The organism is Petroclostridium xylanilyticum (genome assembly GCF_002252565.1).
Lineage (GTDB): Bacteria > Bacillota > Clostridia > SK-Y3 > SK-Y3 > Petroclostridium > Petroclostridium xylanilyticum.
Genome location: NZ_NPML01000027.1, coordinates 1 through 15054 on the forward strand (window position 1 = coordinate 1; position 15054 = coordinate 15054).

The 15054-nt window shown below is 43.4% G+C and carries 21 protein-coding genes and 2 pseudogenes; all 23 read left to right on the forward strand.

The window, feature by feature from the left end:
- The first annotated feature begins 47 nt into the window (after positions 1-47).
- Entirely contained in the window at positions 48-176 is a 129-nt protein-coding gene (locus tag CIB29_RS18675) for a cyclophilin-like fold protein (RefSeq protein WP_242965298.1), read from the forward strand.
- On the forward strand, positions 160-327 hold the full coding sequence (locus CIB29_RS18680; protein ID WP_157910294.1) for a hypothetical protein: 168 nt from the start codon (positions 160-162) through the stop codon (positions 325-327). Before CIB29_RS18675 ends, CIB29_RS18680 begins: the two co-directional genes overlap by 17 nt.
- Before the next feature lie 59 nt (positions 328-386).
- Positions 387-806, forward strand: coding sequence for a cupin domain-containing protein (locus CIB29_RS15775; RefSeq protein ID WP_094550104.1), 420 nt, complete (start codon positions 387-389; stop codon positions 804-806).
- A gap of 272 nt (positions 807-1078) precedes the next feature.
- Positions 1079-1465, forward strand: a complete 387-nt coding sequence (locus CIB29_RS15780; RefSeq protein ID WP_094550102.1) for a MerR family transcriptional regulator — start codon at positions 1079-1081, stop codon at positions 1463-1465.
- 119 nt (positions 1466-1584) lie between these two features.
- Positions 1585-2436 (forward strand): aldo/keto reductase, encoded by an 852-nt coding sequence (locus CIB29_RS15785; protein ID WP_094550100.1) that lies wholly within the window; start codon positions 1585-1587, stop codon positions 2434-2436.
- 42 nt (positions 2437-2478) lie between these two features.
- Complete coding sequence (locus tag CIB29_RS15790) at positions 2479-3009, forward strand: flavodoxin (RefSeq protein ID WP_094550098.1); 531 nt, start codon at positions 2479-2481, stop codon at positions 3007-3009.
- A 19-nt stretch (positions 3010-3028) separates the two neighbouring features.
- Positions 3029-4018, forward strand: coding sequence for an aldo/keto reductase (locus CIB29_RS15795; RefSeq protein ID WP_094550096.1), 990 nt, complete (start codon positions 3029-3031; stop codon positions 4016-4018).
- Between the two features lie 180 nt (positions 4019-4198).
- The gene (locus CIB29_RS15800) at positions 4199-4405 is read left to right on the forward strand and encodes a transposase zinc-binding domain-containing protein (protein ID WP_094550094.1); all 207 of its coding nucleotides are present in this window, start codon (positions 4199-4201) and stop codon (positions 4403-4405) included.
- Positions 4406-4445: 40 nt separating this feature from the next.
- Entirely contained in the window at positions 4446-4775 is a 330-nt protein-coding gene (locus CIB29_RS15805) for a transposase (protein ID WP_094551362.1), read from the forward strand.
- A 16-nt stretch (positions 4776-4791) separates the two neighbouring features.
- On the forward strand, positions 4792-5034 hold the full coding sequence (locus CIB29_RS15810) for a hypothetical protein (RefSeq protein WP_094545758.1): 243 nt from the start codon (positions 4792-4794) through the stop codon (positions 5032-5034).
- Between the two features lie 52 nt (positions 5035-5086).
- A pseudogene (locus CIB29_RS15815) lies at positions 5087-5260 on the forward strand (secretion protein F); the annotation flags it as partial.
- 59 nt (positions 5261-5319) lie between these two features.
- Positions 5320-5562 carry a type II toxin-antitoxin system Phd/YefM family antitoxin gene (locus tag CIB29_RS15820; RefSeq protein WP_028308182.1) on the forward strand — a complete coding sequence of 81 codons (243 nt, stop codon included), beginning with the start codon at positions 5320-5322 and terminating at the stop codon, positions 5560-5562.
- Positions 5559-5933 (forward strand): type II toxin-antitoxin system death-on-curing family toxin, encoded by a 375-nt coding sequence (locus CIB29_RS15825; protein WP_094551364.1) that lies wholly within the window; start codon positions 5559-5561, stop codon positions 5931-5933. Before CIB29_RS15820 ends, CIB29_RS15825 begins: the two co-directional genes overlap by 4 nt.
- A 69-nt stretch (positions 5934-6002) precedes the next feature.
- A complete protein-coding gene (locus CIB29_RS18685; protein WP_157910336.1) occupies positions 6003-6155 on the forward strand; it encodes a hypothetical protein in 153 nt (50 codons plus the stop codon).
- A pseudogene (locus tag CIB29_RS15830) lies at positions 6103-6510 on the forward strand (conjugal transfer protein TrbL family protein); the annotation flags it as partial. The gene CIB29_RS18685 and the pseudogene CIB29_RS15830, both read left to right, overlap by 53 nt.
- A gap of 226 nt (positions 6511-6736) precedes the next feature.
- Positions 6737-7534 (forward strand): Fic family protein, encoded by a 798-nt coding sequence (locus tag CIB29_RS15835; RefSeq protein WP_094551366.1) that lies wholly within the window; start codon positions 6737-6739, stop codon positions 7532-7534.
- A gap of 177 nt (positions 7535-7711) precedes the next feature.
- Complete coding sequence (locus tag CIB29_RS15840) at positions 7712-8086, forward strand: DUF6103 family protein (protein WP_094551523.1); 375 nt, start codon at positions 7712-7714, stop codon at positions 8084-8086.
- Positions 8087-8107: 21 nt separating this feature from the next.
- Positions 8108-8362, forward strand: coding sequence for a DUF6103 family protein (locus tag CIB29_RS15845; RefSeq protein ID WP_094551368.1), 255 nt, complete (start codon positions 8108-8110; stop codon positions 8360-8362).
- 32 nt (positions 8363-8394) lie between these two features.
- Positions 8395-9381 carry a tetratricopeptide repeat protein gene (locus CIB29_RS15850; RefSeq protein WP_341444443.1) on the forward strand — a complete coding sequence of 329 codons (987 nt, stop codon included), beginning with the start codon at positions 8395-8397 and terminating at the stop codon, positions 9379-9381.
- Between the two features lie 145 nt (positions 9382-9526).
- Entirely contained in the window at positions 9527-11008 is a 1482-nt protein-coding gene (locus CIB29_RS15855) for a DUF3991 domain-containing protein (protein ID WP_094551371.1), read from the forward strand.
- 92 nt (positions 11009-11100) lie between these two features.
- Positions 11101-12939 (forward strand): VirD4-like conjugal transfer protein, CD1115 family, encoded by a 1839-nt coding sequence (locus CIB29_RS15860; RefSeq protein WP_094551373.1) that lies wholly within the window; start codon positions 11101-11103, stop codon positions 12937-12939.
- A 10-nt stretch (positions 12940-12949) separates the two neighbouring features.
- Positions 12950-13216 (forward strand): helix-turn-helix domain-containing protein, encoded by a 267-nt coding sequence (locus CIB29_RS15865; RefSeq protein ID WP_094551375.1) that lies wholly within the window; start codon positions 12950-12952, stop codon positions 13214-13216.
- A gap of 253 nt (positions 13217-13469) precedes the next feature.
- Positions 13470-15053: a restriction endonuclease subunit S gene (locus CIB29_RS15870; protein ID WP_094551377.1), complete on the forward strand. Its 1584-nt coding sequence runs from the start codon at positions 13470-13472 to the stop codon at positions 15051-15053.
- Position 15054 lies beyond the last annotated feature (1 nt).

A 15054-nucleotide genomic window follows, 5' to 3' on the forward strand; every position in this document is an offset into this window, starting at 1 on the left:
GTGATCCTTCAGTTGGAGATTTCACTTATTACTCTCCTTGGGGAAATTTGGCTATATTTTATAGAGATTTTGGTTATGCAAATGGACTTATTATATTGGGTAAGATTAAATCTGGCATAGAAAAGCTTGCAAGTATTCGCGGTGATTTTACGGTTACAATTGAAAAAATTAACTAAATTCGTTGCTGCTTTCCTCTATGATTTCCATGTGCCTTATACGAAAAATCTTGCCGAACAGGGCATCCACATGGTCATTGCACGCAAGCATAGAAAGAAGAATATTAAAGATTTGTTTGAAATTACAAGTGTAAAGCCGGTAGTAAATTAGGTGGAATGACATCCAATATTTCAGTAGAAAGAAAAATTTAATTTAAAGGAGAATAAAACATGAACAAATCAAAAAATTTAAGTGAAAGTGTAATGTTCCCGAAAGGTGAAAAAATTACGAATGACTATTTTATAGGGACAGCATGGCTTGAAATGCTGGTTTCTAATGACAGCATCTTTAATTGCCCGATATACAATGTAACTTTCGAGCCAGGCGCAAGAAATAATTGGCATAAACATCCAGGTGGGCAGATTCTGCTTGTTACAGGCGGCAAAGGATATTATCAGGAAGAAGGCAAGCCTGTACAGGTGCTTCACGCAGGGGATGTAGTAAAGATCAATCCGGCTGTAAAACACTGGCATGGTGCTACACCGGATAGCTGGTTTACACATATCGGAATAACAACAAATCCTCAAAAGGGAGACGCCGAATGGTTAGAACCCGTAACGGATGAAGAATATATGGATTGTTCAGTCTAAAATTAAAAATAAATCAAGGAAACAATCCATGAAATTCGCCAAGTTTAAAATAGCGGAAATTTTGATTTTTAAACTTGGCGAATTATAACAATTTAAAATAACATCAATTTTAGGGAAAAGCTGGATGACTCGCAGGGTGAATTGTCATTTAGCTTATCTTACGGATCGATGTAGTCGACTTGGAAAGTGAGTAAGGATTTCTCTTTTTCTGAGAGCTTGACTTGGAGCTAACTTCAAGTGTTATGATATCGGATGTCAGGAGGTGAAACTGTATGACGATTGCAGAAGTAAGTGAAAAATTTAATGTTTCACAGGATACACTCCGCTATTATGAACGCATCGGACTGATTCCTCGTGTGAACCGTAATAAAAGCGGAATCAGGGATTATACTGAAGAAGACTGTAAGTGGGTCGAGTTTATCATATGTATGCGGAATGCAGGTCTTCCGATTGAAGTATTGATTGAGTATGTCGAGTTGTTTCAACAGGGTGATGCGACCATTGAGGCCAGAAAAGAACTTTTGACCGAGCAGCGTAAGCAGTTAATTGCAAGAATGGAAGATATGCAGAAAACACTGGAACGCCTGAATTATAAAATTGCAGTATATGAACAGATAGTAGTTGAAAAAGAAAAAGAACTAAAGAGATCGGAGAATTAATTTTATGGGCAAAAATGTATTGGTGCTGTCTGCCAGTTCGAGGAAAGGCGGAAATTCCGAGTAAAATGAGTATTGAGCAATCAAACTATGCAGCTTGCAAAATCAAAGGAGGATTTAGTATGCAAAACATAATTTTAAACAATGGTGTTGAGATGCCTATACTGGGCTTTGGAGTTTATCAGATTGCTGATGCGAAGGAATGCGAACAGTGTGTTTATGATGCGATCATGGCAGGCTATCGTTTGATTGATACCGCTGCTGCTTATCTAAACGAAGAGGCGGTTGGCAGAGCAATCAAACACAGTGGCGTACCGAGAGAGGAACTGTTTATTACGACTAAGCTCTGGATTCAGGATGCCGGTTACGAGAGTGCAAAAAGAGCCTTCGAGAAATCGCTGAAAAGATTGCAATTGGATTATTTGGATTTGTATTTAATCCATCAGCCATTTGGCGATGTATATGGTTCTTGGCGAGCTATGGAGGAACTGTATCGTGAGGGGAAAATTAGGGCGATTGGGGTTAGTAACTTTCAGATGGATCGTCTGGTGGATTTAATACTTCATAATGAAGTGGTTCCTGCCATAAATCAAATTGAAACACACCCATTCTGCCAGCAAATAGAAAGTGCTAAACTGATGAAAGAGTACAATGTACAGATAGAATCCTGGGGACCTTTTGCAGAAGGAAGAAATAACATGTTCCAGAATGAAGTTTTGTTATCACTGGCTGAAAAATATAGCAAATCAGTGGCACAGGTAATTTTACGCTGGTTGATACAAAGAGGAGTGGTTGCGATTCCGAAGTCTGTACACAAAGAAAGAATTATTGAAAACTTTAATATTTTTGATTTTAAATTAAGCCAAGAAGACATGGAGAAGATTGCATCACTAGACACGAAAAAAAGCAGCTTCTTTTCACATAATGATCCAGAAATCGTGAAATGGCTAGATACTGCTAAATTTGATATTTAATAGGTAGAATAGAAAAGATGCTTGATTAGAAAGGGAAAGGAAATGACAAATTCTAAGAGCCTTATCGCTTATTTTTCACGCAAAGGAAATAGTTATGTGGCAGGCAGTATTGTAAACCTGCCAATTGGAAACACAGAAGTAATAGCAAAGAAAATACAGGAATTAACAGGAAGCGACATGTTCCAAATCAAAACAGTAAAATCTTATCCGGAAGATTATACGGAAACAACAAATGTAGCACAGGAAGAAAAGAGAAAAAATGCCAGACCAAAGCTTACAGAAATAGTAGAAGAAATGAATTCTTATGATGTGATTTATATCGGATATCCGAATTGGTGGGGAACGATGCCGATGGCGGTATTTACATTTTTAGAGTCGTATGATTTTTCAGGAAAGACCATTATTCCATTTTGCACACATGAAGGTAGTGGAATGGGAAGTAGTGAACGCGACATCAAGAAACTTTGCCCAAATGCAAAGGTATTATCCGGGTTGGCTATTAGAGGCGGCAGTGTTGACAGAGCAGACAAAGATGTTGCAAACTGGCTAAAAAAACTTAATTTGATACCATAAACGAAAGGGGGAAATAGAATTGGAAAAACGTAAATTAGGAAACAGTGGTTTTGAGGTTTCTGCAATCGGGCTCGGCTGCATGGGAATGAGCCATGGTTATGGTCCGGCATCAGACAAGAAAGAGATGATTTCATTGATCCATGCGGCCATTGACCGCGGTGTTACTTTCTTCGATACCGCTGAAGTATATGGTCCATATGTGAATGAGGAGTTGGTAGGTGAAGCCCTTGCTCCATTCAAGGGAAAGGTGGTCATCGCTACCAAGTTTGGCATCAAAATGGTAGATGGCAAGCAGGTGCTTGACAGCAAGCGGTCGACCATTAGGCAATCAGTGGAAGGCTCGCTCAAACGCCTTAAAGTCGAAGCCATTGACCTGTACTATCAGCATCGTGTTGACCCAAATGTGCCTATCGAGGAAGTAGCTGGAGTAATACAAGACCTAATCAAGGAAGGGAAGATCAGATATTGGGGACTTTCTGAAGCAGGAGTGCAAACGATTCGCCGCGCACACGCGGTTCAGCCGCTCACTGCAATTCAAAGTGAATATTCAATGATGTGGAGAAGTCCTGAAGAAGAACTGCTGCCTACCCTGGAGGAACTCGGAATCGGCTTCGTTCCATTCAGCCCGCTGGGCAAGGGTTTCCTTACCGGAAAAATTGATAAGAATGCAACATTTGTTAGCTCCGACTTCCGCAGCATTGTTCCCCGCTTTAAACCGGAGAATCTCGAAGCAAATCAGGTCTTAGTGGAACTTATCAAGAAGGTTGCTGCAGGGAAAAACGCAACGCCGGCTCAAATCGCTCTGGCGTGGGTGCTTGCACAAAAGCCATGGATTGTTCCGATTCCAGGAACACGCAAATTGGAGCGCCTGGAAGAAAATCTTGGCGCAGCGGACATTGAGCTGACTCCCGAGGAGCTAAGTGATTTGAACGACGCGCTCTCGAAGATCAAGATTTCGGGAGAACGCTACCCAGCAGGTTCAGAATACGCAAATAGAACGGGTAAATAACGGGTAGTTTTAACACATGCTGCCTTTTTTTATATAGGCTATAAATCGAATAAGGAATCCTCACTACGGAATTAGCGGAATAAGATGCTGCTGCTTTTTTTTATTAAGGAAATAGCTTGCGCAAAATTTCTGTGGATAAGTATTGGCAAAGGATATAGGATTTTGAGATAATAAATAATCATGAAGACAAAAGGGATTATCAAACAAATATTTCAAGAACATTTTAATAGATTTTGGGAAGCTAAGAAAGAAAAGTTTCCAGAAAAAATGAGAGAACACTTACTCAGTGAAGTCTTAAAAATGCTATATTGTGGAGATGTGACGTTAGGTTTTGTAGCATATATTTGCATGCAATGTTTTGAGAAGATTAAAGTAGGCTTTAGTTGAAAAAGTAGGTTTTGCAATAAGTGTGGGAAAAAATATATAAGTGGAAGAATTTATAGGGAAGCTGATGATGCACATACCGCCAAAGCATTTTAAGATGGTGAGAAGATATGGTGTATATGCAGGAAGTATACAACAAAAAGTGAAGAAATGTTTTGGATTACTGAAGTATATCAAAAGTGGATTAAAAGGCAAACAATACACATTAAAAGACTGGTGGGACACAAAAGACAGAGCATTAACATGGAGAGCATTGATGATAAACAATTTTTCAAAGGATCCATTGAAATGTAAAAAATGTGGAGAAACTATGGATTTGTGGGAAATATGGCATTACAAATATGGATACATCTATGATTTTGTAAGAACATGAATAGGATGGGATTATTATGAGTAAAGCAAATCAAAATGAAGAGATAGTCTATGAAGAATTTGATGAAATTCCGTTTGGTGGAAATGAGCCAGATGAATTAATCATGTTCAAATGCAGGGCGTGTGGATATGAAGAATATGTACCTGATTTTGTAGCGTATGAAAGCTATATACCTGAGGAATTTGCTGAAAACGGAAGTCCAATTGTCCTATGTCCACATTGTGAGGGAGATATGATAATAAAATCGGATGAAGTTTAGCCTCCATCCGATTTGTGGTTTTAAAGTTGCCCGTCAGGGCGAAATTTGTTCTCAGATGCTCGCCCACGATTTTAAGGTGCTGGAGCTGCAAAGACTCAAGGGTGAGGCGCAGAAGATACCGCCCAAAATCCGGATTTTCTCCTTCATTATGCTGATATGCTTCCTGTTTACCTATCTCGCCATCATCGGCTATGAGATCATCAAGTCCCTCGGCGGGATGTTTTGAAATGAAATAGGTTGAATTTATCCTATTTCTGTGTATAATAGAAATAGGAGGTGTTTTGAATGAATATTAACACAAACAGCCTTGTATCCATTACCGAGGCCAATCAGAATTTTTCCAAGGTGGCGCGCTTGGTTGATGAGAATGGTGTTGCGGTCATTTTGAAAAACAATGTGCCGCGTTATATTATCACAGAGTTCAGTGAATTTCAGGCTGAGGAAATGGCGGTTGACGAGGATGTGAAAAGTATAGCCCGCCGCCTGATCACAAAACACCGGGCGGCGTTTGAGGAACTGGCTAAATGAAAAGATTAAGCATCCCGCAAATCGTGATGATGCACAGCGCGTTGATCAAGGAAACCGGAGGATTGGACGGGATTCGTAACGAGAACCTGCTGGACTCGGCGGTCAACGCTCCATTTCAGACCTTTGGCGGTGAATATGTATATAAAACACTGGAGGCGAAGGCGGCGCGTTTGGGGTATTCTTTAGTAAAAAATCATCCCTTTGTTGATGGCAACAAGAGAATCGGAATGCTTGCCATGCTGGTTTTTCTGGAGATCAATGGCATCGAGCTAACCTGTTCGGATCAGGATATTATTGAAACCGGTTTAAAGCTTGCCGCTGGGGAGATGGATGATAAGCAACTCTTGGAGTGGATTCTACGGCATAATTAAAGAATGGGCATGGCGAAAAAGAGCGGATAACCTCCGTTCTTTTTTGTTGCGCTGAAAGGAGGTCTTCTGATGAACGAACAGGATTTGAAACAAAAGCTGCTGCGCTTTCAAAACCCGCTGGAGGTTCCGGTGTCCTTTGGCGGCAAATCCCTGCCTCCGATGTGGATGAACCTTTCTTGCATGGGCGCTTTATGGGACAGGGCTTGTGGTTTCCGCCTTTGAATGTGGCATTGAATACCAAAGCGGCAGGGGCAGCATCAAGGACACAGCTTTAAATGCCATCAAGGGCTTTATGGCTGTCAGCTTGTTTACCATTGTGCCGGTGGAACTGTACAAGCTGGCGATTACCCTGCAGGGCGCCTTCACATCCGGCATCACAGGACTTGCAGCGGCAGACAGCAGCATCAGCACCATGGCTGCCGCTGTCCTTGCCAGCATAGGCGATGTCTTAGTCAGTCCCATTATGGGGATATTCTGTTTGATCCTCATGGGCTATGCGGTAATTAAAGTGTTTTTTGCCAACCTCAAGAGAGGGGGAATTCTGCTCATCCAAATTGCCGTAGGCAGCCTGTATATGTCCGGAGAACACTTGCACTTTGAGGTACGAGTGAACGGTGAAAAGCAAAACCCAAGAAATTATCTGCCATAAGCAGGGTGAAAAACGATGCCGTGGATTAGAAAAATGGGTAGCTTCCAATGGCGAGACTTCCTGTTAAAATAAACCTATAGCCTTCGTAATTCTGTCTAAGTTTATTAAAAGTGTGGTATAATGAAACAAATATTGTAAAAAAGGAGGAATGCGCTTGGATCAATATAACCGGGCTGTTGAACTGTGGCAGTCATACAAAATTGCGTCCGCCGCTGATTTAGATAAATATCTTGACAGTTTCCGCATCCTGTTTGCGTTTCATTCCGGGAAAATAGAGAACGAGGAAATCACCTATCACGATACAAGAGAAATCTTTGAAAACGGCAGGGTTGTGGGCTACACCGGAAGTCCCCGTGCCCTGTTTGAACAGCAGAATCAAAAGCTGTGCTATGAGTTTTTGAAAGAAAAAATCGTGAAAAAGGAGCCTCTCAGCATCGAGCTGGTCAAGGAAATTCACAAGGTTCTCACCAGCGGAACTTACGATGAGCGCAGGTATATTGAAAATGAGGAGCGGCCGGGCGAATTTAAAAAGCACGATTATGTAACCGGCATCCATGAGGTGGGCTCCGCTGCGGAGGATGTGGAAAAGGACCTGACGGAACTGATTGCCGAAGTCAACGCGTATGAGGGCAAAGATGTCTTAAAAGCCGCCGCCTATCTTCACGCCAGGTTTGAGTATATTCATCCCTTTGCAGACGGCAATGGGCGTGTCGGCAGGACACTGATGAATTACTATCTCATGACCCATAACCACCCGCCCCTCATTGTCTATAACGAGGATAAGCGGATGTATTACGAGTGCCTGCAAAAGTATGATGAAGCCGAAGATTTAAATCCTCTTTATGAGTTTCTCAAATATGAAACCGAAAAGACATGGGAAAAGACGCTGGCTCTTGCCGAAGGTATGAAGCCGGACCGCAAAGGTTTGTCAGATTTTACCCAGAGTATGTAGCCAACAGAATAATTTAGAAGCAAAAGTCATCTCGAAAAGGGATGGCTTTTTTTGTTTGCCAAGGAGGGAAGAAATGATTTTCTCGCTGCGCATCAGGAGCAAACTCAAGGGCTTCATGATGCAAAGCCGGAGCCGGAATCTACCGGTATGAAAATGATTTATAGGAGGAAAAGAACGATGAGAGAAACTGAACTGAAAATAATGTTCCCCACGGAGAAGCTGGATGCACTCCGTTTTTTTATGGGCAAAAAGGAGCTGACTGTTGAGCAGAAACTTAAAGATTACCTTGATAAAACCTATGAAAAAGTTGTCCCGGCACACGTTCGAGAATATGTGGAAAGTAAGCTAGACCAAGCATCGCTGCAAGAGGAAACGCTTGAACAGAGAGCTCAGGAGCAGCAGCCGGAGCCACAAAGGGAACGCCAGTCAAGACAAACCCGCCGCCAGCGTGAGCAGGCGGTGGCTGAATCAGCATCATTATCTTCGCAGGCCAGACAGCCGGAGCTGCCGGAAGAACCGGAAGAATCCCAAGGCATGAGCATGAGTATGTAAATTTGAAAGGAGAGATTCACAATGAAACAAGCAACCCTTCAAATTAAATTTGATGAAGAAAAGTTGAATGCTATCAAGCAGTACATGGGCAAAAAGGATGCCGATCTTCAGACGGAGCTGGACGATGTGATGCAAAAGCTCTACGAAAAGCATGTCCCAGCGCCTGTCCGTGAGTACATTGAAAGCCGGGATTCCAGGGTGCAGGAAAAGCCGAAAAGACCGGCCCGGCCTTCCTCTACGGCTGCTGCCAATAATGACGTCAACACCACCGTGTAAATAGCATACTAAAAGCCGCATATTTGGCGGCTGTGTGCCCTTTTCGTGCAGGGGTATGTGAGAATAAAAATATAGAGGAATTGATTGCCCGCCTTGCTGAAAAGCTTAAATATACTTCCGGCAAGAAGCAATACGGTTATCTGAAGGCTCCCCTCAAGGCACTCGTTAATCAGATTGTCGATGAGCTTGCAAAGGATGAAAGAGTAACAGAGCTTTACAGCAGCTGGTACGAAATGCGTAATGAAGTTTTAAGCACCTATGTTGACAAGCTGCCGCCGCCTCTTCCGCTTTCACAGCAGAAAGAATTCAAGAGCATTAAAAACATGGTGATTGCCGAAGCGTTAAATATCGGCAGTCACCATTTCACTTTTGAGCCGGACGAGGAACAGAATATATCAATAGAAGATGATGGTGATATTACTGCTGCCACCACATATTTTGAGAAATCTGCAAAGCTCGGAAATGTCAACGCACAGTATATGCTCGGCAGGATTTATCTTGAATCGGACAGCGAGCATGAAAATGTAGAAAAGGCATTGCAGTGGCTGGGGAAAGCTGCGGACAACGGGAATGCTCCCGCACAGTATGCAATGGCGAAGCTGTACCTTACAGGAAACCATCTAGAGAAAGATGCCGTAAAGGCTGTGGAACTGTTCACCAAATCTGCAGAACAAGGCAATCAGTATGCGCAATATGCCCTCGGCAAACTGTATCTTTTGGGGCATGATGTCAGGCAGGATAAGGAAACAGCGGTGCATTGGCTGTCGGCAGCTGCAGCACAGGGAAATATCTATGCCAAGTTTTTATTAGAACGCATGGATTCCTTCAAAGACCCATCCATACTCCTTGCAGCAACACGATTGATGCATCACTTGGGCAATATCTTTAGAGAGGAGTATCAGAAAGCTTTTGGCAATCCTCTCATCCAGGTTGACCGCAAGCTCCGCAAAAAACTCATAGAGAAAAAACTGGCTCAAGGTCACGCATATAACGACCATGCGCCACATCAAAGCTATTAGGAGGAATTCCCATGAAGAAGAACTACCTACAGAAAAAAGAAAAGATCCCCGTCTGTTATATATTCTCAAGACTGAAGCCACCTGTGAAAAGGGTGGCTTATTTTCGCAGGTCGGGCAAGCGGAAACACTGACGAGGAGGATCGCTATGGCAGAGTACGTACATTTTACCGATGAGCAGAAACAGCGTGCAAACTCCGTTGACCTTGTGGACTTTCTCAGACGGCAGGGAGAGCAGCTCATACGCTCCGGCAGGGAGTGGCGGTGGAAGCGTCATGATAGTGTGACAATCCGGGGCAACCGGTGGTTCCGCCACAGCGCCAGGCAAGGTGGTCTGGCCATTGATTTTGTGCAGGAATTTTATGGCCTCTCATTCCCTGATGCAGTGATACTGCTGCTGGGCGGCGAACAGGGTGTGGAATTTAAGCAGACCAATAAAAATGACTCCCCGCCAAAGCGAAAGGAGTTTCTTCTGCCGGAGGCTGCCGATAATATGCGCCGGGTATATGCCTACCTCTTGAAGCAGCGATATATTGACCGGGACGTGCTTACTCATTTTGCTAGAGAGAAAAAAATATATGAGGATAAGGAATATCACAATGTTGTTTTTGCAGGCTATGATGAAAACGGTACTGCCCGGCATGCACATAAAAGAGGAACCTATTCCAACGCTGCTGGTTACCGTGGAAATGTGGAAGGCTCAGATCCAAAATACAGCTTCAATTACATCGGTACAAGTGATACCCTTTATGTGTTCGAAGCTCCCGTCGACATGCTGTCATTTATCACCCTGCATAAAAACGGCTGGCAGCAGCACAGCTATGTAGCACTGGATGGTGTGGCTGAACATGCCATGCTGCATGTGCTGTCAAAAAATATGCACATTAAAAATGTGGTACTGTGCCTTGACCATGATCCTGCCGGTATAGAAGCTGCTGGCCGCCTTACGGAAATATTGCTTGAGAAAGGATATGCCAGTGTTTCATGTTTGCAGCCAGCATGCAAGGATTGGAATGAGGACCTGAAAGCGCAGCATGGCATAACACCGATTCCGGCAAAACCGCATCCGAAGCTTGAAGCCTGTAAAGAACTGTGCGGAGAGATTCATTACTTGTGCGACCATATCAAATCCGTGAAAAATCCTCATGCAATGCTGATGGAGCTCTATGAAAAAGCAATACCCCTCATGCAGTCATCTAGGTCAACCGATGGACAAAAGGCTGTCCTGATGGAACAACTGCTAAGCATGACGGTATATGCGCTGTTTGTAGTGATGGCGCAATACCGGCAACTTGAAAAACCGATGAATTTTAAGCAACTGACCGATGAACTCTGTCGCAGCTATCATCCGCACCAGGACCGGGGAAAGCTGAAAACCAAAGCAGAGGATATCCAGCAGGATGTCAATGCCATTAATGCTCAGCTCAAAACATCTGGAATCCGTACCCTTGAGGATAAGCAAAAATTAATCGCGTCGTATATGAGTCTTGCACTAAACTGCGTCAAGGTTCAAATTTTTATATGTCTTGAAGAGCAGGAACAGAGAATAGAAGCTCTGCAAAAGCAGAATGAAGAGAGAGTCGATTATATGCAGGCTGTTTGCGAAGAATTTTTGCAGCCTGGTATTTAGCAATATTATAACTGCAGATTTGAAGAAAGCCATGTGCGAATGAAAAATAATTGGTGCATGGCTTTCTTAATTTGGAAGGAAGGAGGAAACCAATGCAAGCATCACAGGTGGTTACTTTAATTATAGCTGCTGCAACTATGTTTGGAGTCATCGGTTTTATCGTTCTCCTGGCTCATTACTATACCTTGAATGGTATCAAGGCCAGGACGGTAGGTGACGGCCAGCATGGTACGGCAAGGTTTGCAACGAAGAATGAAATAAAGAAGACCTATGCCCATGTACCCTATGAGCCGGAACGGTGGCGCAAGGGCATCAACCTGCCTAAGGTGCAGGGTCTGGTTGTGGGATGCAAAACAGCTCCAGGCTCGGTCACCGCTCTTGTAGACCAGGGGGATGTGCATGCATTGATGATCGGTGCGGCTGGGGTCGGCAAGACCGCAAATTTCCTTTATCCTAATCTGGAATATGCTTGTGCTTCCGGGATGAGCTTTATTACCACCGACACCAAGGGCGACCTTTACAGGAATTACGGATGCATCGCCAAGGATTACTATGGCTACAATGTGTCCGTCATTGACCTGAGAAACCCCACCCGCAGCGACGGCAACAATATGCTGCACCTTGTGAACAAATATATGGATGAATACCTTGCCAATCCTGATAATCTCCCAGCAAAAGCCAGGGCGGAGAAATATGCAAAGATTATTGCCAAAACCATTGTCAACTCCGGAGGACTGGATGCAGGCTCCTACGGCCAGAATGCATTTTTTTACGATGCAGCCGAGGGCTTGCTGACTGCCGTCATTTTATTGGTAGCGGAATACTGTCCAAACGAGAAACGCCATATCATATCGGTCTTTAAGCTCATACAGGATTTGCTGGCTCCCTCCGGCGTAAAGGGAAAAAACCAGTTCCAGCTGCTCATTGAAAAGCTCCCGTCAGAGCATAAGGCAAGATGGTTTGCAGGAGCGGCATTAAACACTGCAGAGCAGGCGATGCAAAGCGTCCTGTCGACAGCCCTTTCCCGGTTGAATGCATTCCTGGACTCAGAACTGGAGCAGATACTGTGCTTTGACACTGCCATTGATGCAGAGCGTTTTTGCAAAAGAAAGTCTGCCATCTTCCTTGTCATGCCGGAAGAAGACAACACAAAATATTTTCTAATCTCCCTTATTGTTCAGCAGCTGTACCGGGAAATACTGTCGGTGGCCGATGAGCAGGGCGGCAGGCTTCAAAACCGTGTCATGATGTACCTGGATGAGATTGGCACCATACCTAAAATTGAATGTGCAGAGATGATGTTTTCTGCTTCCCGTTCCCGCCGTGTTTCCATCGTGGCCATCATACAGAGCTTTGCGCAGCTTGAAAAGAACTACGGCAAGGAAGGAGCCGCCATCATCATCGACAACTGCCAGGACACCATCTTCGGAGGCTTTGCCCCAAACTCGGAATCAGCCGAGATACTCTCCAGAAGCCTTGGCAATAAGACAGTTTTATCAGGTTCGGTCACCCGGGGGAAGCATGATCCGTCCCAATCCCTGCAAATGATCCAGCGTCCCCTAATGACTCCTGACGAATTGAAGACCCTGCCTAAAGGCAGCTTCATTGTCGCAAAGACCGGCGCCTGTCCTATGAAAACCAGTTTAAAGCTGTTCATTGAATGGGGCATCCGGTTTGAAAAGGTGTATGAGCTGCAGGAAAAATCCGCCCGCAAGGTTGCCTATGCTGACAAAAAAGAGCTTGAAGAGGAAATTATAAAACGGCACATTGCATATGAAGATATAGAAGAACTGGAACCATACTCCACATCAGCTCAAGGCGGCATATCCCTTGCACCTGCTGAAGAGATTCAGGTGAAAGCATTGAAGTCCAGGCTGCAAGCAAAGATAAAAGCACAGCAGCAAATGGAGACGCCGCTGCGTACAGATTAGGAGGTGCCTGATGGGTTATTTTGAATCGCTTTATGCATCAGAGCTTCCCCATAGGGCTGTAACTGTCTACATGTACCTTCGTGACAGGGCGGACAGGGACGGCAAATGCTATCCGGCGATCGGTACCATCGCCGAAGAACTGAAGTTGTCACGGAGCACCGTAAAAAGAGCCATCGCAGATCTTGAAAAGAGCGGTTATCTTCGCAAGGAGCAGCGGTGGCGTGAGAACGGGGGCAAGAGCAGCAACATGTATTTTTTAAAATCAGGGATGGGGTAACTCTGAAAAACCTTACTTTTACACCAAGGGGGCAGTCTGTTTATTTGGTGAACTGTGGTACGGTTCACCGTGAGCTATGCAGTGAACTGCCCACTCTAAGAAATATTCAACATCAGACAAAGAAACAAAATAGTTTAGCATCAACAGACTAGAAAATGTAAAAATAATATTTTAGTATAGACATACTAAAATATTTATGATACACTACTATCAATGGAAGAATTTACACATTTGGATAGAAAGGAGGAAAATCGTGAACCCATCAATAGATATTTTTATTAATTCGTTTGCTATGCGCGGTATTACCTCACGAGAGCAATTATTGAACGAAATGTTACGCGTCAAACTTACAGCGCGAGCCGTGAAATCACAGAAAAAATCTCTGCAAGATGGAGAGCAGCTTTTCGAATTAATGAAGCATTCTACCGAAAGTACAATCCTTGGATACTTTCCGGGCGACAGGGATTTCTTTTCTGCTATTTATAAGGTTGCCCAAGAAATTGATCTTATTGAGTATACACTTAAACTATACCAAAATGACCGCTTCGGACAGATATTCTCTCCAGCTTATTTGACGGAATATGTCTGTAGCCTGATAGATGATGCAAAAGCCCAGTCGATACTTATTGCCGAAGCAGAAAAAAGCCTATCAGGTCTTAAAGGCTTTGTGGAGAAGCATCAGTCAAGCAATATAACCTTTACCACATCCAATGTACTTATGTTTATGCTGCTTAAGCTTGGATTTGAAGAATATAAGAACGTCAGTATTCTTAATCAGTCGATATACCAGGAGCTGCTTATTGACGCACGTTTTGACTTTATCTATTCACTGCCTGATTTTGGCGGCAAGATTGAAGCCGTTAACCATAAATTCATGTCCTCAAGACCGGATATTGTAGCAACGCAGAATTTACTTGGGCACTTATCTGACAGGGGCACGCTGGTGACTGTGCTCCCTGCTAAGATTACATTTGCAAGCGGTTCTGAAGCAAAGCTGCGTGAGCATATCATGACCCACTATCAATTGGAGGGTATTTACAGTCTTCCCGAAGGTACTTTCAAGCCGTATACTGCCATAAAAACCTATATGCTTAAAATAGGTGCTGTAAAAAAGGAAAATGTGAGCGTGGGATATTTGGGTTATGATAATGGTCTTTATGTCGATAAAGTAAAGGTAGTGGGGAGCAAAGATTTTGCCGCTCATGAGGATTGGCGAATTGAACTCATACTTGAGGATGATGATGAGAATATCAGAAAGTATAAGACATCAACTCTTGAAAGAGTTAAACTTCATGAAGTTGCGGAGGTTTTCAGGGGAAAATCAATCCTCAAAAAAGATGTTAAGCCTGGGAAAATCATGGTACTGAATATTTCAAACATTACCGATACCGGCATTGATTATTCCAATATGGACAGTATTGATGAAGAAGAACGAAAAATTAAGAGATATGAACTGATAGATGGAGACATAGTCTTATCTTGTAGGGGGTCGGCAATTAAAACGGGTGTATACCGTAAACAAAAAAGTATCGTTATCGCCTCGGCTAATGTTATCGTTATTAGACCCAATAATAGGATTTTAAGCGATTATCTTAAGATATTCTTTGAGAGTCCTGTCGGAATAGCACTTATTAAAAGCTTTCAACGGGGGACAACCATTGTCAATATAAATCACACTGACATTATGGAAATGGAAATACCACTCTTAAGTATAGAAGAGCAGAAAGAGCTGGTAACTCATTACGAAGCTGAAAGCGCTCTTTATCGAGAAACTATCAGCAAGGCTGTGGAACGCTTTGCTGCTGAAAAAGAAAAAATCTATGAGAGATTGCTCTAAG